Below are 21,024 nucleotides of genomic sequence, written 5' to 3'. Positions count from 1 at the left end.
CTGCTCCGCACTGTGGACAGGTGTGTGTCACTATTCATGTCATGAATTCCCCACGGATCGAACGATGAAGCGCGCAGAGCGTCTGCATGCCCTCTCCGAGATGCTGCGCCGCAGCGGGTCGCGGGGGACGTCGGCCGAGCGCCTGGCCCGCGAGTTCGAGGTGTCCGTGCGCACGGTCAAGCGCGACCTGGCGGCCCTCGAGCGCGGTGGAGCACCGCTGTGGTCACGCCCCGGTCCGGGTGGCGGCTATGGACTGGCGGTGGGGGCATCGCTGCCGCCCGTCTCCCTCTCCCCTGCGCAGGCCGTGGCACTCATGGCGGCCGCGGCTGCCTCACCCGATGCGCCCTATGCGGATCTGGCCGCGGCCGGCGTGCGGAAGATCCTCGACGTGCTCGATCCCCGCACCCGTGCACGAGCCGACGAACTCGCCCACCGCGTCTGGGTCGACGCGTCACCCACCCCCTCACGCGCGATCAGATCGGCACTGGAGGAGGGCATGGCGGAGCAGCGGGTGGTACCCATCCGCTACACCGCAGGAGACGGGAGCACCACCACCCGTGATGTCGAACCCGTGCTGTTCGCCTCCACGAACGGCCAGTGGTATCTGGTCGGATGGTGCCGACTGCGCGACGCCATGCGGTGGTTCACCGTGTCGCGTGTCGAGAGGGCCAGCGTGACCGCGACGGCGTGCAGCGGCCACACCGTCGATGAGGTCGGCGAACCCCCGGCGAACGCCCGACCGGTGCACGGTCGGAGCGGGTGAGGCGGCGCCGATCACCCTCGGAATGCAGAACGCCCCCTGTCCCGAAGGACAGGGGGCGTTCTCGACGTGCCTTACTTGGCGGCGACGACCTGCAGCGTGATCACTGCGGTGACGTCGTCGTGCAGACGCACGGTCGCCTCGTGCTCACCGGTCACCTTGATGGGCGACGGGATGTGCACCTTGCGCTTGTCGATCGAGCCCAGGCCGGCAGCTGCGACAGCATCCGCGACGTGGTCGGTCTTGACGGAGCCGAAGAGACGACCCTCCTTGCCGGCCTTGACCGTGAGGCGCACCTTCGTGCCCTCGAGAGCGTTCTTCAGTGCGACAGCGTCGTCACGATCGTGGATCGCGCGTGCCTGACGCGCGGCCTGGATCGATGCGACCTGCTTTTCGCCACCGCGGGTCCACGCCGTAGCGAAGCCCTGCGGGATGAGGAAGTTGCGGGCGTACCCGTTCTTGACCTCGACCACGTCACCGGCGCTACCGAGCCCGGCGACCTCGTTCGTGAGAATCAGCTTTGCCATCTCGATACCCCTTACCGGCCGGCGCCAGCGTAGGGCAGGAGCGCCATTTCGCGCGCGTTCTTGATCGCCGTGGCGATCAGACGCTGCTCCTGCACCGAGACACCGGTGATACGACGGGCACGGATCTTGCCGCGCTCCGAGACGAACTTGCGAAGGGTGGCGACATCCTTGTAATCGATGACACCGACCCGGATGGACTTCGCGGGAGCGGTGGGCTTGCCACCCTTCCGCGGCTTGCGGCGGTCGCCGCTCGACTTTCCAGCCATAGTTTTTCCTTAGTGATGAGCGGATGCCGGCCGTGCAGGCCGGATCCAGAAGTTGTTCAGAACGGGGTGTCGTCGCCGAAGCTGCCGGGAGTGCTCCAGGCATCCGCGCTGGTCGACGAACCGGGCGTGGACCACGGCTCCTCCGACACCTGCTGCTGCGCGGGACGGGACTGTCCACCGCCACCGGCACCGCCGGCACCGCCGGTCGAGGCCGCACGGGTGACCTGCGCGGTCGCGTACCGGAGCGAGGGGCCGATCTCGTCGACCTCCAGCTCGATCGCGGTGCGCTGGTTGCCCTCGCGGTCCTGGTAGGAGCGTTGACGCAGACGGCCCTGCGCGATGACGCGCATGCCCTTCGTCAACGAACCCGCCACGTGCTCGGCGAACTCGCGCCAGACGGATGCACGGAGGAACAGCGCATCGCCGTCCTTCCACTCATTCGCGGCACGGTCGAAGTTCCGAGGCGTCGATGCGATGGTGAAGTTCGCCACCGGCAGCCCGTTCTGCGTGTAGCGCAGCTCGGGGTCGGCCGTGAGGTTTCCCACCACGGTGATGACGGTTTCGCCGGCCATGAGACTTAGGCCTTCGCAGCCTTGGCGGCCTTGCGGGCAGCCTTCTCTTCGGAGCGCTTGGCCTCGGAGGCGATCATCGCCTGAGCCTCTTCAGCGCGGAGAACCTTGGTGCGCATGATCTGCTCGTTCAGCTTCAGCTGACGGTCGAGCTCCTGCGTGGCGGCGCTGGTCGCGGTGAAGTTGACGACGGCGTAGATGCCCTCGGTCTTCTTCTGGATCTCGTATGCGAGACGGCGCTTTCCCCAGATGTCGACGTTCTCGATAGAGCCACCATCGTTGGTGATGACCTTCAGGAACTTGTCGAGCGTCGGGGCGACCTGGCGCTCGTCGATCTCGGGGGTCAGAATGACCATGAGTTCGTACTGGTGCGTCACTTACCCACCTCCTTCGGACTAGAACGGCTCTCGGGACTTTCCCGGGAGCAGGAGGGTGTGTGCACGTGCCCGCCTCTGGAATCCCGAATGGACGCCGCAAGGCAGACAACCTCGACAGTCTAGCGGAATCACGCGTCCGCCGCGAATGACGCCCGACACCACGACTGCGGGTCGCGGGAACCTCTGCGACGTTTGGCATGCTGGGACGAGTGCCCGATGACGGTCATCGGGCATCTCGACCTGAGGGGGGACGCGATGCGCGTCAACAAATGGGGGGTCGGCGTCATTCTCGCCGCCGCCGTGCTGCTCACGGGATGTGCAGGGGGCGGATCGGACACGACCGCCGAGAAGAAGCCCGACTCCGGGGCATCGCAGGAGGCGGAAGCGCCGAAGACGGACTGCCCCGAGCTGAAGGAGGGCGCGACCGTCGACGGCTCCACGCTGGCGGAGTGCGTGACGGCGGCGATGACCGACACCGCCGGATTCTCGGCGACGATGACGACTCTGGGCATGGAGTCGACCACCCGCTACAGCCCGGCCGACAAGGCCGTCGAGACCAGCACCAGCTTCGGCTCGGTCATCGTGATCGGCGACGACGCCTGGGTGAAATCCACCACCGGCGAGTGGCAGGTCGCCGACGAGAACTCCACCGACCAGGAGATCAGCACGCTCAGCACCGCCGCGAAGGCCGTCGACGCCTCCGACCCGATGGGCGTGGCCGACACGCTCTCCGGCGAATACACGGTCACCGGCACGGGCTCGCGCCTGGGCCAGGACGTGTACCTGCTCAGCGGCACGACCGAGTCGCAGGGATCGACCGTCACGATGCTCTTCGAGGTCACGAGCGACTACGTGGTGCTCGCGGCCAACGCCTCCACTGAGGTCGAGGGCCAGAAGATCGAGAGCGTTCAGGAAGTCACCGAGTGGGACGTGAAGCAGGACATCGTCGCACCGCTCTGACGCCGCTGACCCGTGCGGGCCGGGGCTGCAGCCTCGGTCCGCACGGTCCTCTCACGGCCGGCGGGCGCTCGGAGCACACGCGCGAGCGGAGCACGAGTGAGCGCGGAGTGTTCTCAGTACATGACCGGCGGGATCTCCGCCCACACCGTGCGGTCGTCGACCGACGGGGCGGCGGGGATGCGACCCGCGCCGTCGGGCTCGGGGATCGCCGCGAGCAGCGCCTGTGTATAGGGGTGCCGCGGTGCGGCCCAGAGCTGATCGGTCGGACCCGACTCGAGCACGCGTCCGCCGAACATCACGAACGTGCGGTCGGCGATGCGGCGGACCACGGCGAGGTCGTGCGAGATGAACAGCATGCCCGCTCCCGACTCCGCCACCAGGTCGCGCATCAGGCCGGCGACGCTCGTCTGCGTGGAAGCATCGAGCGCTGAGATCGGCTCATCCGCCACCAGGAGCGAGGGACGAGCGGCCAAGGCCCTGGCGATCGCGATGCGCTGTTTCTGCCCGCCCGAGAACTGATGCGGGAAGCGGCTGCTCACGGTGGTCGGCAGACCGACGCGCTCGAGCCACTCGTCCACGGTCGATCCTTCGGCGCCACGGGCGCGGGCGGTGGCGATGCCGTCGGCGATCTGGTCGCCGACCCGGCGCCGCGGGTTCAGCGAGGTCGCCGGATCCTGGAACACCATCTGGATGCCGGTGAGGGCGATCGAGCGACGGCGGATGCCGAGCGGCGACACCGGAGCATCGCGGAACAGCACGGTCCCTGCGGCGGTCTTCTCGATGCCGACGACGGCACGGGCGAGACTGGACTTGCCGCTGCCGGACTCGCCCACCAGGGCCACGGTCTCCCCGGCGGCGACGCTGATCGACACGCCGTTCACGGCGATCACCGGCGGGTTGCCCGGGTAGCGCACGACCACGTCCTGCGCATCGAGGACGGAGACCTCACTCATCTGCGGCCTGCCCTTCCGGTGCCTCGTCGATGCGCGACCCCGGCAGGGCCGCGAGCAGCATGCGCGTGTATTCGTGCTGGGGATCGCGGAACAGCGTCTCGCGATCGGCGAGCTCCACGATCCGGCCGTCCTTCATGACGGCGACCCGGTCGGCGATCGCGCTCATCACGCCCAGGTCGTGCGTCACGAGCAGCACGGCCAGGTTGCGTTCGACCGCCAGGTCGCGCAGCAGCTTCAGGATGCCGGCCTGCACCGTGACGTCGAGAGCCGTGGTGGGCTCGTCCGCCAGCAGCACCTCGGGGTCGCAGGCCAGGGCGCATGCGATCGCGATGCGCTGACGCTGGCCGCCGGAGAACTGGTGCGGATAGCGCTTCAGTGCCTCGGCGGGGTTCGGCACCTGCACGGTCTCGAGCAGCTCGACCGCCCGCGCCCGTGCGGCGGCGCCCTTGAGTCCGAGGTGCACGCGCATGTGGTCGGTGAGCTGGCGTCCGACCGGCAGCTGCGGGTGCAGAGAGGCCGACGGATCCTGGAAGACCATGGCGATCCGCTTGCCGCGCACCCGGTTGAGGGCGCGACGGCGCAGTCCCACCAGCTCTTCACCGCCGAGCAGGATCGACCCGCCGGTCCGCGCCTGCCGCGGGAGCAGCCCCAGCACGGCGAGCGAGGTGAGCGTCTTGCCCGAGCCCGATTCCCCGGCGAGACCGTGGATGCGACCGGCCTCGAGTTCGAGCGAGACACCCTTCACGAGCGGGCGTCCGATGTCGATCGTCAGGTCGCGGATGCTGAGCGTCGATGTCTGCTGCACGGCAGCGCTCTGCGCGCTCATGCGGCCACCCCCGTCGCGGAAGCCTTGTGATCGGCGGCCTTCTCGTGCGTGATCTCGGCTGTGGGGTCGAGCACGTCGCGCATCGCGTCTCCGAGGAAGTTGAACGCCAGCACCACGGTCAGGATCGCGAGCCCGGGGAAGACCCCGAGCCACCAGGCGTCGAAGTTCTGCATCGCGCCTGAGATCATCGATCCCCACTCCGCGGTCGGCGGCTGCGCGCCGAGACCCAGGAAGGAGAGGCCGGAGAGGAGCAGGATCGCCGCACCGATGTCGAGCGTCGCGAGCACCAGGACGGGGCCGGCGATGTTCGGGAGGATGTCGACGAACAGCGTGCGTGCCGGCGAGTGCCCGAGCAGGCGGCCCGCGATCACGTAGTTCTGACCCCGGAGCCCCAGCACGATGCTGCGCGTGACGCGGGAGTACTGCGGCCACGACACCACGATGGCGGCGATCACCGCGTTGAACAGCGACGGTCCGAGCGAGGCGGCAACCACCATGGCGAGGATCACGGTCGGGAAGGCCATGAACAGGTCGGTGATGCGCATCAGCGTCTCGTCGACCCAGCCACCGAAGTATCCGGCGAGCGCACCGATGAGCGTGCCGATGATCATGGCGGCGATCACGAGCATGAGTGCCAGCGGGAGACTCACGGTGGCTCCGGTCATCAGACGCGAGAAGATGTCGCGTCCGTTGCCGTCGGTGCCCAGGAACGTGTCGATGCCCGGCGGCTGCAGACGCGGCAGCACCTGCGCGTTCGGCGGATACGGGACCCACCACTGCGCCGTGAAGGCCACGATGATCCACGCTCCGGCGATCACGGTGCCGATGATGCCCAGCGGCGTGCGCCAGGCACGGGGCCAGCGGAACCGGAAGCGCCCGGCGGGGGACGCGGCGGCGATGCGGCTCATGCGATCCTCACTCTCGGGTCGAGCACGCCGTAGAGGATGTCGACGATGAAGTTGATGAGGAGGTAGATGATGCCGACCACGAGGCCGACGCCCATGATGCCGGGCAGGTCGAGGTTGGCGGCCGAGTTGTAGGCGTAGGTGCCGAGGCCCGGCCAGGCGAACACCGACTCGACGAGCACCGTGCCCGAGAGCAGTGCACCGAACGCCACGCCCACCACCGTGAGGATCGGCAGCGAGGCGCCACGCAGCACGTAGTCGAGGATCACGCGCATGGCCGGGAGGCCCTTGGCGCGTGCGGCGCGCACATAGTCGCTGCCGAGCACCTCGAGCACCGAGGTGCGGATGAAGCGGGTCAGCAGGCCGATGGTCACGAGCGAGAGCACCATGACGGGAAGAGCCAGGTGCGCGAGGGCGTCGAAGAAGCCGACGGCGTCTCCGTTCAGGAGATAGTCGACCGTGTAGAGCCCGGTCACGCGCGGCGGCGGCGTGATCGACGGCGAGATGCGACCGGAGCCCGGTGCGATGCGCAGCTCGAGGAAGAAGACGTAGAAGCTCACGAGCGCCAGCCAGAAGGTCGGCACGCTGAGGCCCACCAGCGTCACGACCCGGATGACCTGGTCGGTGACGAGTCCACGGCGGTAGGCGGCGAGCGTGCCGAGCACGATGCTGACCGCCAGGCTGACGATGATCGCCCCGATCGCGATCTCGATGGTCGCCGGCACCGCGGTGGCGAGGTCGCTGGTGACCGGGCGTCCGGTCACCAGCGACGTGCCGAGGTCCCCGCGCAGCAGGTTCCCCATATAGATGAAGTACTGCACGAACAGTGGCTGGTCGAGACCATGCTCCTTGATGAACGCATCACGCGTCGCGGGGTTCTGCGACGCACCCTCACCGAGCGCGGCCGAGACCGGGTCTCCCGGCACCAGGTTGGTGAGCGCGAACGTGACGATCGTCACGCCCACCAACAGGAGCAGGGAGGTGCCGGCCCGCCGCAGCAGGTATCCGATCNNCCCCCCGGCAGGGGGGGGGGGGGCGAGGGGGCGCCCCCCCCCCCCCCCACCAAGGGGGGGGGGGGGGCCCCGCCCCGCCGCAGCAGGTATCCGATCAGAGGCGACCGGCGCCGTTGCGCCTGCCTCTGCACCGCCACTGTCGTCATGGGATGTCCGTTCAGCCGGCCGGCGTGATCTCGGCGATGTCCATCTCCCAGACGGAGTTGTACACCGCACCCTTCACGCTGTCCGCGGAGGAGATGTTGCGACCGGGCACGATCAGCGGGACGAACGGACCCTCGGCCTGCATCGCCTCGGCGAAGTCGGTGAAGGCGGCGGTGCGCTGGTCGGGATCGGTCGCGGCCGCGGCACCGGCCGCGATACCGGCGATCTCCGGGTTGGCCTCGGCGGCCCAGCCGGCGCGGAGGCCGACCTTCAGGCCCGGGGCGAAGGGCAGGAAGTTCGCGGAGTCCGCGTAGTCCGGACCCCAGAACCACAGACCGAAGCCCTCGGTGCCGTTGACGTAGGCGTCGAGCTCGGTCGCGAAGGGCGCGGGGGCGAGGTCGACCGTGATGCCGGCGTCTTCGAGCTGTGCCTGCACGCGCTCGGCGAGCGGGGTGAACTCCACACCGCCGACCGGGTAGTCGTTCGGGAACTGCAGCTTCAGGGTCTGGCCCGTGTAGCCGGCCTCTGCGAGCGCGGCCTTCGCCTTGTCGAGGTCCTGCTCCACGCCGCTGTCGAGAGCACCCTCGAATCCGGGAGGGATGACGCCGGTCGCCTGCACGGAGCCGGCACCGGCCAGCTCCAGCAGCGCGTCGTAGTCGAGCGCATAGCGGATCGCCTCGGCGATCTTCACGTTCGCCAGGTCGCCGGCGACGGCCGAGGACTGGTTCAGCAGCAGGAAGATCGTCTGGCCGGACGGAACGGAGTCGACCGTGATGTCGTCGCCGAGGCCGGCGACCTGGTCGCCGTTCAGGTCCATCGCGACCATCGAGTCGCCGCCCTTGAGGTTGGCGAGCTGGGTGGCGCTCTCCGAGACGTTGCGCACGACCACGCGCTTGTAGTCGGAGGCCTCGTCACCGTTGTACTCGTCGTTCTTGGTCAGCACGACCTGCGAGCTGAGGTCGAGGGTGTCGAGCACGAAGGGGCCGGAGCCGGCGGATGCGCCGTCGAGGAACTTCTGTGCCGAGTCGGTGCCGTCGATCGCGCCGCCGTTCTCGATCACGACGTCGGAGTTGACGATGCCGAGTGCCGGGTTCGCGAGGATTGCGGGCAGCTGCAGCAGCGGAGTCTCGGACGTGAACCGGATCGTCTTGTCGTCGACCTCGGTGATCGTGAGGCCGCCGAGGAGGAAGTTCGGCTTGGCGTCTTCCATGCCCTGGATGCGCTGCAGCGAGAACACGACGTCCTTCGCCTCGATCGGCGATCCGTCGGAGAAGACACGGTCGCCTTCGAGCGTGAAGGTGAACTCGGTCGCCTCGTCGTTCTGCTCCCACGATGCCAGGCCCGGCACCGGGGTCGAGACGTCAGAGCCCTCGAAGTCGACGAGGGTCTCGTACAGGGCCTTCGCGATCATGTTGCCGGTCGGGTCGTAGGTGTGACCCGGGTCGGTGGTCTCGATCGAGAACGCGGTGTCGATGACGAGGGAGTCGGAGCCGGACTGTCCGCCGCCCGTCGCCGAGTTCCCTCCCGAGCAACCTGCGAGCGCGAGGAGCGCGACGGCTCCGAGCGCGATGACCGGCGTGATACGGCGTGACGACATGAGGGCCTCCAGAGGCGAGGAGTACATTCGGGTGAGTCGCCACCGATGTGGACGACCGTGGATCAGATTCGCATCATATGCGACGATGTGTCCAGCAAGAGCGGGTCACCTCGACACGCTCTGTCCAGAACCTCGGATGTGAGGAACAATATGTCCAGCAAGAATGCGGAAGATCCGAAGCATTCTGGACGAAGTGCTGCCCCTTTGGACGAGACGGCGTACAGAATCCTCGAAGTCCTGCGTGATAACGGTCGTGTCTCGATCGCGGCACTCGCCGACAAGGTCGGGATCTCCCGCGCGAATGCGTACACGCGGGTCGAGTCGCTCGTGCACGACGGGGTCATCACGGGCTTCAGCGCCCGCGTCGATCAGGCGAAGGCGGGGCTCTCCATCGGCGCGCTCGTGTTCGTCACGGTGATGCCGCAGGCCTGGGCGTCGTTCCGCGAACGCGTGCTGGAGATGCCCGACGTCGAGTGGTGCGCCATCACCACCGGCGAGCACGACGCCATGCTGCTCATCCGCGCCGTCGACGTCAGCGGAGTGCACGAGTTCTCCACCGGCGTGATCGCCCAGCTGCCCGAGGTGCGCACGGTCGTGAGCGTCGTCGTGCTCGACGAGGTGATCCGCCGCCCCTACCTGCTGCCGGCGGACCTGCCGAAGCGCGACACCGAGATCCCGCTCGGGATGACGCGGTGGACGCCGGCCTCTCCCGGTCGCGACGCCCTCCCGCCGCGCTGAGGCGCCATCACTCAGGCGCAGGCCTCAGGCGGAGATCTCCTCGCACACGCTGAGCTGCGGGAGTCCGTGCATCTCGTAGTGCTCCACGAGACGGATGCCACCGTCGTCGGTCAGCTCCAGCTCGCTCTCGCCATCGCCGGTGACGACCGTGCCGTCGGCCTTGAGCACGTGCACGAACGACACCCAGATCGTGTCACCTGTGCGGGTGCCGACGAACTTGCCGAAGGTGACCGTGTCGCCCTCGTACCCGCCCCAGATGGCGCCGTCACGTTCGAAGTACTCGAAGATGCTCGGGGATTCCGGGTCGACCGCAGAGGTCGTGGACGACACCATCCGGAATCGGCGGCCGTCGAGGGAGGGAAGGGTTGCAGTCGCAGTCACACCCTTGATTATGCCCGCCGAAACTCACCCGCAAAGTCACCCGTCGCGGGTGGTGACACCCTGGACCCGCCTGCTTAGGCTGAGCGCGAAGCGGGCTGCTCTGCTCGCCGAGAGCCGTAGGAGTCAGTATGCCCGAACCCCAGCGTTCCAGTCTTCCGATCCCCGATCTGGCCTACACGGGCACGGTCACCTACGACGCGACCGACCCGGACACGTCCTTCCCGCCGATCACGCCCGTGCGCCCGCCGAAAGATGCCCCGAACGTCCTGGTGGTGCTCATCGACGACGTCGGCTTCGGCGCGTCCAGTGCCTTCGGCGGTCCGATCCACACCCCGAACTTCGAGCGTGTGGCCGCCGCAGGGCTCAAGTACACCCGCTTCCACACCACGGCCCTGTGCTCGCCGACCCGTGCCGCTCTGCTCAGCGGACGCAATCACCACACCGTCGGCATGGGCGGCATCACCGAGATCGCGACATCGGCCCCCGGCTACAACTCCCTGCGCCCCAACAGCTGCGCGCCGCTGGCCGAGACCCTCAAGCTCAACGGCTACAACACCGCCCAGTTCGGCAAGTGCCACGAGGTGCCGGTGTGGCAGGCGAGCGCGATCGGACCGTTCGACGGCTGGCCCACCCCGGGCAACGGCTTCGAGTACTTCTACGGCTTCATCGGCGGCGAGACCAACCAGTGGTACCCGGCGATCTACGAGAACACCACGCCCGTCGAGCCGTGGGGCACACCCGAGCAGGGCTATCACTTCATGGGCGACATGACCGACAAGGCGATCGGCTGGACGCGCGAGCAGAAGATGCTGGCCCCCGATGTGCCGTCGTTCACCTACTTCGCCCCTGGCGCGACGCACGCCCCGCATCATGTGCCCGCCGAGTGGGCGGACAAGTACAAGGGGCAGTTCGATCAGGGATGGGACGAGATCCGCAAGGAGACCTTCGCCCGTCAGCTCGAGCTCGGTGTCATCCCGGCCGACGCCGTGCTCACCGACCGCAGCCCCGGCATCCCCGCATGGGACGAGATGAGCGACCTGATCAAGCCCGCCCTGGCCCGACAGATGGAGGTGTACGCCGGCTTCCTCGCCTACGCCGACCATCACGTCGGTCGCCTGCTCGACGCCTATGAAGAGCTCGGCATCCTCGACGACACGCTCGTCTACGTGATCATCGGCGACAACGGCGCGAGCGCCGAGGGGTCGATGCACGGCACGACCAACGAGGGCTTCACGATCAACCACATGAACGATGTCGAGACCGAGCAGTATGTGGCCGACCACATCGACGACATCGGCACCCCGAGCTCGTACAACCACTACGCGGTGGGCTGGGCCCACGCCATGGACACCCCGTATCAGTGGACCAAGCAGGTCGCCAGCCACTGGGGCGGCACCCGCAACGGCACGATCGTCAGCTGGCCGAACGGAGGCGTGGAGAAGGGCGGCATCCGCAACCAGTTCTCGCACGTGATCGATGTCGCCCCGACGGTGCTCGAAGCCGCGGGCATCCCCGAACCGACGAGCGTGAACGGTGTGACGCAGCGCCCCTACGAGGGGACCCCGATGAACTACACATTCGCGGACGCGGAGGCCGAGGAGCGCCACATCACGCAGTACTTCGAGATGGTCGGCAACCGCGCGATCTATCACAAGGGGTGGACGGCGGTCGCGAAGCACAAGGATCCGTGGCTCGGATCGGACCACGGACTCGACGACGACCGATGGGAGCTCTACAACGTCGACGAGGACTGGACCCAGTCCCACGACCTCGCCGACCAGGAACCGGAGCGGCTCGCCCACCTGCAGCAGCTCTTCCTCATCCAGGCAGCGCGCTTCAACGTGCTTCCCCTCGACATCCGCACTGCCGAGCGGTTCAACCCCGACCTCGCCGGTCGTCCGGTGCTCTCGATGAGCGACACCCAGAAGTTCTACCCGGGCATGAAGCGCCTCAGCGAGAACACCACCATCAACATCAAGAACAAGTCGTGGACCGTGACCGCCCGCGTCGCGGTGCCCGAATCCGGAGTCGACGGCGTGCTCATCGCGCAGGGCGGCGCCTACGGCGGATGGTCGTTCTACACGAAGGACGGCCGCCTCGCGTTCGCCTACAACCTGCTCGGCATCGATGTCGACATCATCCGCTCCGACGATCCGATCCCTGCCGGCGAGCAGGAGCTGCGGGCGCACTTCGCCTATGACGGCGGCGGACTCGCCAAGGGCGGCACCGTCACCCTCTACGCGGGCGACGACAAGATCGGCGAAGGGCGCGTGCACAAGACGATCCCGTTCCAGTTCACTTTCGACGAGACCGTGGATGTCGGCTGCGACCTGGCCTCGCCGGTCTCGCCCGACTATCCGGCAGCAGGCAACGGCTTCACCGGCACGCTCGAGTGGGTGCGCATCGATCTCGGAGACGACGACCACTCCCATCTGATCGACGACTCGCACAAGCTCGCCGTCGCGATGCTCAAGCAGTAGCGGGAGGGCTTCGGGGCGGCGTGCGATCAGTGATCGCACGCCGCCCAGGTCATCTCCGCCCGCTATCTCCGACCGCTATCTCCGCCCACGGCGTCCGCGCCATTCGTCGCCGAGGAGGGCGTAGACGAGCAGGGTCGTCCACTCGTCCTTGAACCACTCGCTCTCCACGAACCGCGCTTCGCGTCGGAAGCCGAGCCTTTCGGCGACCCGTGCGGATGACGTGTTGCGCTCGTCGAGCCGCGCGACGATGCGATGCAGGCCCAGGCCGTCGAAACCGAGGGCGAGGAGCGCATCGACCGCCTCGGTCGCGTAGCCCCGGCCTGTGGCCCGCGGGTCGAAGATGTATCCGACTTCGCCGGATCGGTCGTTCTCGCTGCGCCAGAACAGCACCACGTCGCCGACCAGGGCTCCGGACGCACGCTCCTCGACGGCGAGGGAGACAGCGTCGCCCTCCTTCGTGAACCGCGTGTTCGACCAGGTGGTGGCGATGCGCTGTTCGACGTCGGCCAGCTCCAGCGGAGGATACGGCACGTATCGCACGGCATCCGGATCCGACTTGTACAGGTGCATCGCGACGGCATCGGCGGTGGCGATCGGGCGCAGGAGCAGCCGCTCCGTGCGGATCGGGTATTCGGGGGCGAACCTCGCCGGCTCCGGCACCGGCACCGGCCCCTGCTCCGGCGCCGTCACTCGAGATCCAGGGAGAGCAGGCCGGGCAGATGCGCCGTCCTGGCACGTACCGCCAGGAGGAGATCGCCGTAGTCCGGGGTGATGCCCACGCGCGAGGAAGCGAGCAGGTGCGTCGTGGCCTTGCCGCCGGCGCGTTCGAGGCGGAGGCGCTTGACCGGGTACGCGGGCGGAGTCAGCCAGATGCGGGTGAGCTGCGAGTAGGGGGTGTCGACGCCGTCGATGCGGATGCCCTGACCGTCGACGGAGACGTGGGCGGGAATCGACCGCACCAGGCGTCGTCGCTGCACGGCCCCGATCCCGAACCCGATGGCGGCGAGCGCCGCGAACGGGGCGAGCAGGATGAGGGCCGAGAGCTCGCTCTCGACGAAACCGGGCACCGCCACGAGCAGCCCGACAGCGATAGCGATGACGAGCAGCCCGACAGCGGCGATGGTGATCCGCGTCGCCAGGCGCCGCTCGCCCCCGCCGTCGATCGCGAACTGCGTCGGCAGCTGGGCCCCGGCGCGCGCGGCGGCGACGGGATCGTCGAACACCGGCTGCGCGATCGGATTGAGCGTCGCCATCAGCTCGTTGAACATCGGCCTCGAATAGCCGGGGAGCTCGATCGTGATCTCCCGGTCGCCGCTGTGAACGATCAACGCACGCGTGGTGCCGCTGGGGAGTCCGTTCGTGCGGTGCTCGGTGATCTTCGCGCGGAAGGCGGTCGTCGCCCGTGCGAACGTCTCACGACTGCCCGCCTTGCCGATCTCGACCTCCTGGGGACGCACCACGATCCGGATGTTGCGGAACCAGAAGAAGCCGGCGAACACGGCGATGGTCAGCGCGATCGCGACCACGAGCACCACGACGCCGCGGGTCGAGATCTTCATGGTGGCGGGCAGGAACCTCGGCAGAAGGAAGAGCGTCGCCGCAGAGAGCACCACCGAGAGCATGATCGCCCCGACGGCCGAGCGGAGCGGGTGCCTGCGGAAGACCCTCTCGCCGGACACCGCTTCGGCCTGATTCAGCATTCGGACTCTCCCCCACCACCATCGGCTCGCGTGACGCGGTTCCTACCGTAGTGCCCGGCCCGGGACAGCACAGCACCGGGTCGGATCAGGTGCGGTCGATGCGACGACCGGCGCTCCACACGCCGCGGAATCGGCTGGCGGACCAGACCAGGACTCCGGCGAGCAGAACGGCGGCGAGCAGGACGACGATGTGGAGCAGCAGCGACAGCGGGCCCCGCTCCGGGAGCAGGAAACCGTACGGAACCCACCCGTCCGTCACGCCACGCAGGAGCACCACGATCAGCCACATCACGGGGTACGGCAACAGCAACCACAGCAGGCGCCACGGCAGGCGCGGGTGATCGCCGACCAGCAGCCAGTCGAGCACGACGACCACGGGGAAGACGACGTGCAGGACGACGCTCACCCAGGGCGGCGCCGAACCGGTGCCCGGGACGAGCACGTTGTAGATCACGCCGACGATGATCAGGTACGCGGTCACGAGGCCGCGCAGCAGGGTGAGCCAGGACGGAGACCGTCGGCCGCTCACACCGAGGAATCCGGTGCCGATCAGGACGCCCGCCGCGATCAGACTGGTCTGATTCGTGAAGTACCCGAAGTAGTCGAACGGATTCACGTCTCCGACGGCGATGCGCAGGGCATAGGCGTACACGAGGATCCCGACGACCGCGATGCCGATCAGAATGCGGGTGAGCTCCCACGCGAGAGCGGGCCGCGGCGCGGCGGAGGACCGCGGTGCGACGGTCCCTCTCCCGGTCTCCACGCCGTCAGCCTAGAGCCGCTCTCTGCACACCCGGTGTCCGCCGACCTGCGCGCAGCGATGTGCCGGGTAGCGTGGGGGCATGGAGTGGATGTCCGATCCCTCGCCGGGAGCGTGGCTGCGCGAGCGGCTCGACGCAGACTACGAGACCATGCACGGGGTGGTGCCCCGTGGTTTCCCTGCGTACGCGCGCGTCTTCCATCCGGCCATCGCCCGGTCGTCGCTGCCCGGCCGGACGATCCCGACGGCTGACGAGCTGGTGCGCATGCCAGAGCCCGAGCAGCGCGCGCTCATGGCCGAGTTCGTCGACGAGCCCGTCTCCTGGGCGCAGACCGCCGCGGCGTTCGGCACGGTCCTGCATCCGCTCGCGCAATGGCAGCGGATCGTGCGCACCCCGCCCGACGGCGACTGGCGCACGCGGATCGCCCCGGACGGTCGCGAGTTCACCGCCCCGATGGAGGGTGAGCTCGATCCGACCCTTCTGGCGACCATCGCCGCTCACCTCGCGGACCACACGCGGACTCCGGATTCCGGTTTCGCCGCACTCTGGGAGGGGCGAGGGGGGCTGCTGGGCTTCTTCGGTGTCACGCCTTCCCGCTCCTTCCTGACCTTCACCGACGATCCGAACCATCAGGCGATGCTCGAGCGCAGCGCGCACGACCCGTTCAACAACGTCTTCCGTCGGCCCACCTGGCAAGAGGGCATCCTCTCGCGGGAGATCTCGGAGGGGCCTCGGCTCGATCTGCCGGGGCGCGACCACGTGCTGTTCTCCGCTCCGCCGCGCGCATTCGCCGACCCGGAGTGGGTGCTGCACGTGCCGTGGCGCGATGTCCCCGCCGAGGAGCACGGATTCCCGCCATCGGCCCAGAGCCCGAGCATCCTCTGGCCCGAGGATCGTGCCTGGGTGATGGTGAGCGAGGTCGACTTCGACTCGACGATCGTGGCCGGCTCGTCTGCCCTGATCGAGGCGCTCTGCGCGGACGAGCAGCTGGAGGCGCTCCCTCTTCCCGAGGGGGCCGCCCTCACGTGGGACGCCGATGCGGTGAACCGGTGACCTCCCCGCAACCGCCCTTCGACGCCCGCCCGCTCACCGATGCGGTGGATCCCGCTGCGGTGCGCGCCTTCGCCGCCGAACTCCGTTCGCGACCGACGGGCGGCGTGACGGCGTCCACGGTCATCGGCATCGTCGCGGCAGCGATCTTCGCGGTCATGATGCTCCCGCTCCTCGTCGGCGTCACCCTGAGTCTGGCGTCCTTCGGCGACTCGCCTGCCTCCGCGGCGATCCCCCTCGCGCTGATCGTGCTCCTCCTCGCCGCGGTGGGAGTGATGATCTGGTCGGGCGTGCGCAACGCGCAGGCCCGGCGATATCGACTGCACAGCTTCGCCCAGGCGAACGGAATGACCTACGAGCCGAAGGTCGCCGACCCACCCCTGCCCGGCATGATCTTCCATCTCGGCCGCGCACGGCAGTCCACCGATCTGATCCGCGGCACCCGCCCGCGCTTCGTCGAGTTCGGCAACTACCAGTACACGGTGCAGTCGGGAAAGAACTCCACGACCTACCGGTGGGGATACGTGGCCGTGAAGCTCGACGTGCCGCTGCCGAACATCGTGCTCGACGCCACGGGCAACAACGGCTTCGGCTCGAACCTGCCGGCATCGTTCCAGCGAAGCCAGCGCCTGTCCCTCGAGGGCGACTTCGATCGGCACTTCACGCTCTACTGCCCTGAGGGGTACGAACGCGATGCCCTCTATCTCTTCACGCCAGACATCATGGCGAGGTTCATCGACAACGCCGCCGAGCTCGACGTGGAGATCGTCGACGACTGGCTGTTCCTCTACACGCAACGGAAGGTCTCGACCCTCGATCCCGCCACCTGGGCCTGGCTCTTCGGCACCGTCGGAGCCCTGCTGACGAAGTTCGATCAATGGACGCGGTGGCGCGATGAGCGGCTCGTGGCCGAGACCGGATCGCTCGCCTCGGCTCCGGCGCCGACTCCCTCATTGCCGTTCGCTCCCCCGGCCGGGCTGCTCACCCCGCCTCCCGGCGTCGCGCCGCAGGGCCGACGCCTCAAGCGCGGCGGCACCTGGGTGCCGGTCGTCATCGTGATCGCGGTCATCGGCTTCTGGATCGTCAGCCGACTGTACTGAACCCATTCCACGGAGCCGACGGAACCGGGGCCGACGGAACAGAGCCGACGGAACGAGCGGGGCTGCGCCGACGGGCTGAGAGAGGCGGAGGGCCGAGTGTGGGGGTGGGTGCCGGCTGGGGACCGAGCTCCCACCCCATCCCCCCTCGGGATCGAAAAGAGATCCACTCTCCCTCCGCATGACGGCTGAGCCGCCCCGCCCACGGTCAGCTGGGGACTGACGCTGCTGGGCGTATGGCCAAATGGTATACCGGGCGAGGTTGCAACCCGTTGCATCCATTCGGGCGAATGCGCTTACCCGCGGTCCTCGCGAGGGAGGTAGCCCGCCAAGAACAGATCGACGGCTCTGGCCACCGGTGGCTCACCTGTCTCCACACCCAAGAGGCCGGCGTTCAAAGGTGCGCCCACGACCAGCCAAGTGAACTCGCTCGCGAGTGCGTCGGCGTCGTCGACGGTCAGGCCGTGCGCGTCGGAGAGATCGATCATCGCGTCTGCGAGATTGCGGATATTCGCGTCCCAGCTCTGCGCCAGGTAGTCCCTCGCGACCTCCGGATGCGCGGCCGCCTCGGCGATGACCAGACGACGCATCGCCACCACCGGCGCGCTCAGCATCCCGGCTCGCATCGTCTCGCCGAGTGCGACGAGCCCCTCCCTCAGGTCGGGATGCGCCCTCACCGCTTCGAGAGCCGGTCTCATGGCATCACGGCCGGCGAGCGCCCAATGCCGGACGACGGCGGCATACAGCGCCGACTTCGACGCATGCTCCCGATAGAGGGACGCCTTCGAGATGCGGGCGCGCTTGGCGACCTCGTCCATCGATGCCCCCGCGTATCCGAACTCGAGGAAGACATCACGGGCGGTATCGAGCAGCGCTTCGCCCGTGCGACCGGCCGGACGTCCAGGCGTTCGAGTCATCGCGGTCATGTCGTTCAGTTTAGTACTTGACAGTTTCCCCTGTCGGGCATACTTTGAGTACCAACAAGTACTAAAGGAGGCCGACATGATCGTTCCGGCAATCGTCCTCGCCACGGTGGCATCGTTCATCGCGAGCGCTCTGCTCTACGCCGTGCCCCCGGTCTCGGCGCTCATCTCTCGGACGAGCACTCCCCGACCCGGCCTCCCCGTCGCCGCACAGATGGCATCGGTGGTCCTGCGCAGCCTCATCGTCTCCTGCCTCGTGGCCGGGCTGATGATCGCAGCCGGCTGGCACGGCGCCGGTTCCGGGTCGCTCCTCGGACTGGCGCTGTGCACACTCCCTCTCGTCCTGCTCATGGGCGGCGTCGTACACGAGAACACCGCGCTGTCGGCAGCGGGCGTGCACCTGCTCGACTGGATCCTCAAGCTCGTCATCATCGGAGCGATCGTCGGATCGTTCGTCTGACCGAAAGGAGAGGCACATGAGCAGCCCCCTCGACATCACATTCACGGCCACCCTCGGAAAGGTTCGCGAAGGCGACACCTGGACCTGCGTGCAGCTGGATGACTCCGCGACCATCTTCGGCACACGAGGACTCGTCAAGGTCGCGGGCACCATCGACGGCGAGCCCTTCCGCGGCGCCTTCATGGCGCTCGGCGACGGCACCCACAAGCTCCCGGTCGCCGCCCCCATCCGCACGCGCATCGGAAAGGGCGACGGCGACGAGGTGACCGTGCATCTCACCGAGCGCCTCAACGGCTGAAGCACGTCCTCAGCGGGCCGACCAGCCGCCGTCGATCGTGTAGCTCGCCCCGGTGACCATCCCCGCAGAGTCACCCGCGAGCCACAGCGCGAGCGAGGCGACCTCGCTCGGCTCGACGAGCCTCTTGATGGCGGACTCGGTGAGCATCACGGTCGCGAGGACCTCTTCCTCGGGGATCCCGTGCACGCGGGCCTGATCGGCGATCTGCTTCTCGACGAGGGGCGTGCGCACGTAACCCGGGTCGATACAGTTGCTCGTCACACCTCGGGGCCCGCCCTCCAGCGCCGTCACCTTCGACAGCCCCTCCAAGCCGTGCTTCGCTGCGACGTACGCCGCTTTGTAGGCGGAGGCGCGCAAGCCGTGCACGCTCGACACGTTGATCACCCGTCCGAAGCCCCGGTCGTACATTCCGGGGAGGGCGGCCCGGATGAGCAGGAACGGCGCCTCGAGCATGAGCCGCAGGATGAAGGAGAACCGCTCCGGCGCGAAGTCCTCGATCGGGCTCACGTGCTGCACTCCCGCATTGTTGACGAGGATGTCGACGTCGATGCGGGCATCGGCCAGCGCCCCGAGGTCGGAGAGGTCAACGTGCCACGCCTCTCCGCCGATCTCCGCCGCGAGCGCCTCCGCGGACGCACGGTCGACATCGGCGACCGTGACCCTGGCGCCCGCCGAAGCGAGCTCACGGGCGCAGGCCGCCCCGATCCCGCTCGCCCCACCCGTGACGAGCGCCCTGCGTCCGTGCAGATCGGTCATGTCGTACTCCTTCGCATGTCAGGCCGCGGCCGCACGGGCGGCATCGGCGTCATCGATGGCCTGCAGCGAGATGCCCTTCGTCTCGCGCAACGACACCACGGCGATGGCGGTCACGACGCAGGCGATGACGATGTAGATCGCGATCGGCAACCAGGATCCGAAGTCGCGCAGCCACTGGATCGCGAGGATCGGGGCGAGCGAGCCGGCGAGGATCGCGGTGACCTGGGAGCCGAGGGAGACGCCCGAGTACCGCATCCGCGTGGGGAACAGTTCCGCCATCACCGCCGGCTGCGGGGCGTACATGAAGGCATGGAAGCAGAGCCCGATGGTCACGGCCAGCACGATGAGGACCGGGTTGAGGGTGTCGAACATCGGGAAGGCGAAGAACGCCCAGGTCGCGCTGAGGATCGCGCCGGTGAGGTAGACGGGCTTACGCCCCCACCGGTCGGCGAGACGCCCCAGCTGCGGGATGATCGCGAAGTGCACGACGTGCGCGATGAGCAACGCGAGCAGCAACTGACTCGTGTCGTATTCGTGCACCGTCTTCAGGTAGACGATCGTGAAGCTGACGACGATGTAGTAGACGATGTTCTCGGCGAAGCGGATGCCCATCGCCTGCAGGATGCCCTTCGGATAGCGGCGCAGCACCTCGACGACACCGTACGACGTGGCCTTCTCCGCCTCGACCTGCGCCTTGGCCTCGAGGAAGATCGGCGCCTCTTCGACGTGACGGCGGATGTAGAAGCCGACCAGCACGATCACCGCCGACAGCCAGAAGGCGATGCGCCAGCCCCATTCGAGGAAGGCGGCCGAGCTCATCACCCATGAGCTCACGAGCAGCACGAGGGTGGCGAGCAGGTTGCCCACGGGCACGGCGGCCTGCGGCCAGCTCGACCAGAACGAACGCGAACGGTCGGGACTCTGCTCGGCGACCAGCAGCACGGCGCCGCCCCACTCCCCGCCCACGGCGAAGCCCTGGAGGAAGCGCAGCGCCACCAGCAGGGCGGGCGCCCAGTAGCCGATGCTCTGGAACCCGGGGAGGCACCCCATCAGGAACGTCGCTGCGCCGACGATGATGATCGTCGCCTGCAGGGTGGGCTTGCGGCCGAACCGGTCGCCGATCTGCCCGAAGACGATGCCGCCGAGCGGACGCGCGATGAATCCGATCGCGTAGGTGACGAAGGCCGCGATGATCCCGTCGAGGGGAGAACCGGTTGCGGGGAAGAAGTAGGTGCCGAACACCAGGCTGGCCGCGGTGGCGTAGAGGAAGAACTCGTACCACTCCACGACCGTGCCGGCCATGGAGGCCGCGACGACCCGCTTCAGCTTCGAGTTCGGGGCGGAGGGGGCGGTGGGGGCCGCGCTCACTGAGGATGTCATGTCTGTCTCCTTCGGGTGTCGCCGGTGACACCCGCGTCCCAGTGTCGAGCACGGCGGTATCTGCAACAACGCCCAGTGCTGCACATCGACTGTGCATAATTGC

Annotated in this window: 24 protein-coding genes; 8 read left to right on the top strand and 16 right to left on the bottom strand. The window is 68.3% G+C overall.

Annotation, left to right across the window (positions count from 1 at the left end; all coding sequences use genetic code 11):
- Window positions 1–64: 64 nt before the first annotated feature.
- Window positions 65–763, top strand: a complete 699-nt coding sequence (locus B2869_RS02060) for a helix-turn-helix transcriptional regulator (RefSeq protein ID WP_292762115.1) — start codon at window positions 65–67, stop codon at window positions 761–763.
- A 71-nt stretch (window positions 764–834) separates the two neighbouring features.
- On the opposite strand, the gene rplI is transcribed toward B2869_RS02060, so the two are convergent.
- Genes rplI through rpsF form a run of 4 tightly spaced genes read right to left on the bottom strand, consistent with a single transcriptional unit; the run spans window position 835 to window position 2,499 of the window.
- The gene (gene rplI, locus B2869_RS02055) at window positions 835–1,287 is read right to left on the bottom strand and encodes a 50S ribosomal protein L9 (RefSeq protein WP_021201452.1); all 453 of its coding nucleotides are present in this window, start codon (window positions 1,285–1,287) and stop codon (window positions 835–837) included.
- Between the two features lie 11 nt (window positions 1,288–1,298).
- Window positions 1,299–1,553, bottom strand: a complete 255-nt coding sequence (rpsR, locus tag B2869_RS02050) for a 30S ribosomal protein S18 (RefSeq protein WP_017829850.1) — start codon at window positions 1,551–1,553, stop codon at window positions 1,299–1,301.
- A gap of 56 nt (window positions 1,554–1,609) precedes the next feature.
- Window positions 1,610–2,125, bottom strand: a complete 516-nt coding sequence (locus tag B2869_RS02045; RefSeq protein WP_021201451.1) for a single-stranded DNA-binding protein — start codon at window positions 2,123–2,125, stop codon at window positions 1,610–1,612.
- Window positions 2,126–2,130: 5 nt separating this feature from the next.
- Complete coding sequence (gene rpsF, locus B2869_RS02040; RefSeq protein WP_021201450.1) at window positions 2,131–2,499, bottom strand: 30S ribosomal protein S6; 369 nt, start codon at window positions 2,497–2,499, stop codon at window positions 2,131–2,133.
- 255 nt (window positions 2,500–2,754) lie between these two features.
- Between rpsF and B2869_RS02035 the strand changes: the two genes are divergently transcribed.
- Window positions 2,755–3,459: a hypothetical protein gene (locus B2869_RS02035; RefSeq protein ID WP_292762088.1), complete on the top strand. Its 705-nt coding sequence runs from the start codon at window positions 2,755–2,757 to the stop codon at window positions 3,457–3,459.
- A 113-nt stretch (window positions 3,460–3,572) separates the two neighbouring features.
- Here the strand turns inward: B2869_RS02035 and B2869_RS02030 are convergent, their stop codons facing one another.
- The 5 genes from B2869_RS02030 to B2869_RS02010 form a co-directional block, all read right to left on the bottom strand.
- Window positions 3,573–4,412, bottom strand: coding sequence for an ABC transporter ATP-binding protein (locus tag B2869_RS02030; protein WP_029268077.1), 840 nt, complete (start codon window positions 4,410–4,412; stop codon window positions 3,573–3,575).
- Window positions 4,405–5,238, bottom strand: a complete 834-nt coding sequence (locus tag B2869_RS02025; protein WP_021201447.1) for an ABC transporter ATP-binding protein — start codon at window positions 5,236–5,238, stop codon at window positions 4,405–4,407. The genes B2869_RS02030 and B2869_RS02025 overlap by 8 nt, the downstream gene beginning before the upstream one ends.
- A complete protein-coding gene (locus tag B2869_RS02020; RefSeq protein ID WP_021201446.1) occupies window positions 5,235–6,146 on the bottom strand; it encodes an ABC transporter permease in 912 nt (303 codons plus the stop codon). The genes B2869_RS02025 and B2869_RS02020 overlap by 4 nt, the downstream gene beginning before the upstream one ends.
- The gene (locus B2869_RS02015; protein WP_292762083.1) at window positions 6,143–7,102 is read right to left on the bottom strand and encodes an ABC transporter permease; all 960 of its coding nucleotides are present in this window, start codon (window positions 7,100–7,102) and stop codon (window positions 6,143–6,145) included. The genes B2869_RS02020 and B2869_RS02015 overlap by 4 nt, the downstream gene beginning before the upstream one ends.
- A gap of 211 nt (window positions 7,103–7,313) precedes the next feature.
- Window positions 7,314–8,897, bottom strand: a complete 1,584-nt coding sequence (locus tag B2869_RS02010; protein WP_292762080.1) for an ABC transporter substrate-binding protein — start codon at window positions 8,895–8,897, stop codon at window positions 7,314–7,316.
- 150 nt (window positions 8,898–9,047) lie between these two features.
- Between B2869_RS02010 and B2869_RS02005 the strand changes: the two genes are divergently transcribed.
- On the top strand, window positions 9,048–9,635 hold the full coding sequence (locus B2869_RS02005) for an Lrp/AsnC family transcriptional regulator (protein WP_029260782.1): 588 nt from the start codon (window positions 9,048–9,050) through the stop codon (window positions 9,633–9,635).
- Between the two features lie 24 nt (window positions 9,636–9,659).
- Here the strand turns inward: B2869_RS02005 and B2869_RS02000 are convergent, their stop codons facing one another.
- Window positions 9,660–10,016 (bottom strand): hypothetical protein, encoded by a 357-nt coding sequence (locus tag B2869_RS02000; protein ID WP_231479929.1) that lies wholly within the window; start codon window positions 10,014–10,016, stop codon window positions 9,660–9,662.
- A 128-nt stretch (window positions 10,017–10,144) separates the two neighbouring features.
- Between B2869_RS02000 and B2869_RS01995 the strand changes: the two genes are divergently transcribed.
- Complete coding sequence (locus B2869_RS01995; RefSeq protein WP_292762073.1) at window positions 10,145–12,496, top strand: arylsulfatase; 2,352 nt, start codon at window positions 10,145–10,147, stop codon at window positions 12,494–12,496.
- 75 nt (window positions 12,497–12,571) lie between these two features.
- Here the strand turns inward: B2869_RS01995 and B2869_RS01990 are convergent, their stop codons facing one another.
- From B2869_RS01990 to B2869_RS01980, 3 genes are all read right to left on the bottom strand, one after another.
- The gene (locus B2869_RS01990; RefSeq protein WP_292762070.1) at window positions 12,572–13,186 is read right to left on the bottom strand and encodes a GNAT family N-acetyltransferase; all 615 of its coding nucleotides are present in this window, start codon (window positions 13,184–13,186) and stop codon (window positions 12,572–12,574) included.
- Window positions 13,183–14,196, bottom strand: coding sequence for a hypothetical protein (locus B2869_RS01985; protein WP_292762068.1), 1,014 nt, complete (start codon window positions 14,194–14,196; stop codon window positions 13,183–13,185). Before B2869_RS01985 ends, B2869_RS01990 begins: the two co-directional genes overlap by 4 nt.
- An 85-nt stretch (window positions 14,197–14,281) precedes the next feature.
- A complete protein-coding gene (locus tag B2869_RS01980; protein WP_292762066.1) occupies window positions 14,282–14,959 on the bottom strand; it encodes a Pr6Pr family membrane protein in 678 nt (225 codons plus the stop codon).
- A 79-nt stretch (window positions 14,960–15,038) separates the two neighbouring features.
- Here B2869_RS01980 and B2869_RS01975 point away from each other — a divergent pair, with 79 nt between their 5' ends.
- Together B2869_RS01975 and B2869_RS01970 are read left to right on the top strand one after the other, a co-directional pair.
- Window positions 15,039–16,010 (top strand): hypothetical protein, encoded by a 972-nt coding sequence (locus B2869_RS01975; RefSeq protein ID WP_292762063.1) that lies wholly within the window; start codon window positions 15,039–15,041, stop codon window positions 16,008–16,010.
- Window positions 16,007–17,107 (top strand): hypothetical protein, encoded by a 1,101-nt coding sequence (locus B2869_RS01970; RefSeq protein WP_292762060.1) that lies wholly within the window; start codon window positions 16,007–16,009, stop codon window positions 17,105–17,107. The genes B2869_RS01975 and B2869_RS01970 overlap by 4 nt, the downstream gene beginning before the upstream one ends.
- A 293-nt stretch (window positions 17,108–17,400) precedes the next feature.
- Here B2869_RS01970 and B2869_RS01965 read toward each other — a convergent pair whose 3' ends face one another.
- The gene (locus B2869_RS01965) at window positions 17,401–18,030 is read right to left on the bottom strand and encodes a TetR/AcrR family transcriptional regulator (protein ID WP_021201435.1); all 630 of its coding nucleotides are present in this window, start codon (window positions 18,028–18,030) and stop codon (window positions 17,401–17,403) included.
- Between the two features lie 76 nt (window positions 18,031–18,106).
- On the opposite strand from B2869_RS01965, the gene B2869_RS01960 reads away from it, so the two are divergent.
- Together B2869_RS01960 and B2869_RS01955 are read left to right on the top strand one after the other, a co-directional pair.
- Entirely contained in the window at window positions 18,107–18,487 is a 381-nt protein-coding gene (locus tag B2869_RS01960; protein ID WP_292762058.1) for a DUF1761 domain-containing protein, read from the top strand.
- A gap of 16 nt (window positions 18,488–18,503) precedes the next feature.
- Window positions 18,504–18,785, top strand: coding sequence for a DUF1905 domain-containing protein (locus tag B2869_RS01955; protein WP_021201433.1), 282 nt, complete (start codon window positions 18,504–18,506; stop codon window positions 18,783–18,785).
- Between the two features lie 9 nt (window positions 18,786–18,794).
- On the opposite strand, the gene B2869_RS01950 is transcribed toward B2869_RS01955, so the two are convergent.
- Both B2869_RS01950 and B2869_RS01945 read right to left on the bottom strand, forming a co-directional pair.
- On the bottom strand, window positions 18,795–19,541 hold the full coding sequence (locus B2869_RS01950) for a 3-hydroxybutyrate dehydrogenase (protein WP_029260791.1): 747 nt from the start codon (window positions 19,539–19,541) through the stop codon (window positions 18,795–18,797).
- Window positions 19,542–19,559: 18 nt separating this feature from the next.
- Window positions 19,560–20,921: an MFS transporter gene (locus B2869_RS01945; RefSeq protein WP_036271975.1), complete on the bottom strand. Its 1,362-nt coding sequence runs from the start codon at window positions 20,919–20,921 to the stop codon at window positions 19,560–19,562.
- Window positions 20,922–21,024 lie beyond the last annotated feature (103 nt).

The organism is Microbacterium sp. UBA3486 (genome assembly GCF_002377845.1).
GTDB classification, from domain to species: Bacteria; Actinomycetota; Actinomycetes; order Actinomycetales; family Microbacteriaceae; genus Microbacterium; species Microbacterium maritypicum_A.
This window is presented reverse-complemented; position numbering and strand designations above follow the sequence as displayed.

Bases quoted from the DNA above. Each gene is read 5' to 3' on its own strand.
- B2869_RS02020 (WP_021201446.1), bottom strand. From the start codon at position 6,146: ATGAGCCGCATCGCCGCCGCGTCCCCCGCCGGGCGCTTCCGGTTCCGC.
- rplI (WP_021201452.1), bottom strand. From the start codon at position 1,287: ATGGCAAAGCTGATTCTCACGAACGAGGTCGCCGGGCTCGGTAGCGCC.
- B2869_RS01965 (WP_021201435.1), bottom strand. From the start codon at position 18,030: ATGACCGCGATGACTCGAACGCCTGGACGTCCGGCCGGTCGCACGGGC.
- B2869_RS01955 (WP_021201433.1), top strand. From the start codon at position 18,504: ATGAGCAGCCCCCTCGACATCACATTCACGGCCACCCTCGGAAAGGTT.
- B2869_RS01985 (WP_292762068.1), bottom strand. From the start codon at position 14,196: ATGCTGAATCAGGCCGAAGCGGTGTCCGGCGAGAGGGTCTTCCGCAGG.
- B2869_RS02005 (WP_029260782.1), top strand. From the start codon at position 9,048: ATGTCCAGCAAGAATGCGGAAGATCCGAAGCATTCTGGACGAAGTGCT.
- B2869_RS01945 (WP_036271975.1), bottom strand. From the start codon at position 20,921: ATGACATCCTCAGTGAGCGCGGCCCCCACCGCCCCCTCCGCCCCGAAC.
- B2869_RS02010 (WP_292762080.1), bottom strand. From the start codon at position 8,897: ATGTCGTCACGCCGTATCACGCCGGTCATCGCGCTCGGAGCCGTCGCG.
- rpsR (WP_017829850.1), bottom strand. From the start codon at position 1,553: ATGGCTGGAAAGTCGAGCGGCGACCGCCGCAAGCCGCGGAAGGGTGGC.
- B2869_RS01950 (WP_029260791.1), bottom strand. From the start codon at position 19,541: ATGACCGATCTGCACGGACGCAGGGCGCTCGTCACGGGTGGGGCGAGC.
- B2869_RS02060 (WP_292762115.1), top strand. From the start codon at position 65: ATGAAGCGCGCAGAGCGTCTGCATGCCCTCTCCGAGATGCTGCGCCGC.
- B2869_RS02035 (WP_292762088.1), top strand. From the start codon at position 2,755: ATGCGCGTCAACAAATGGGGGGTCGGCGTCATTCTCGCCGCCGCCGTG.
- B2869_RS02025 (WP_021201447.1), bottom strand. From the start codon at position 5,238: ATGAGCGCGCAGAGCGCTGCCGTGCAGCAGACATCGACGCTCAGCATC.
- B2869_RS01960 (WP_292762058.1), top strand. From the start codon at position 18,107: ATGATCGTTCCGGCAATCGTCCTCGCCACGGTGGCATCGTTCATCGCG.
- B2869_RS01975 (WP_292762063.1), top strand. From the start codon at position 15,039: ATGGAGTGGATGTCCGATCCCTCGCCGGGAGCGTGGCTGCGCGAGCGG.
- B2869_RS02045 (WP_021201451.1), bottom strand. From the start codon at position 2,125: ATGGCCGGCGAAACCGTCATCACCGTGGTGGGAAACCTCACGGCCGAC.
- B2869_RS01995 (WP_292762073.1), top strand. From the start codon at position 10,145: ATGCCCGAACCCCAGCGTTCCAGTCTTCCGATCCCCGATCTGGCCTAC.
- B2869_RS02030 (WP_029268077.1), bottom strand. From the start codon at position 4,412: ATGAGTGAGGTCTCCGTCCTCGATGCGCAGGACGTGGTCGTGCGCTAC.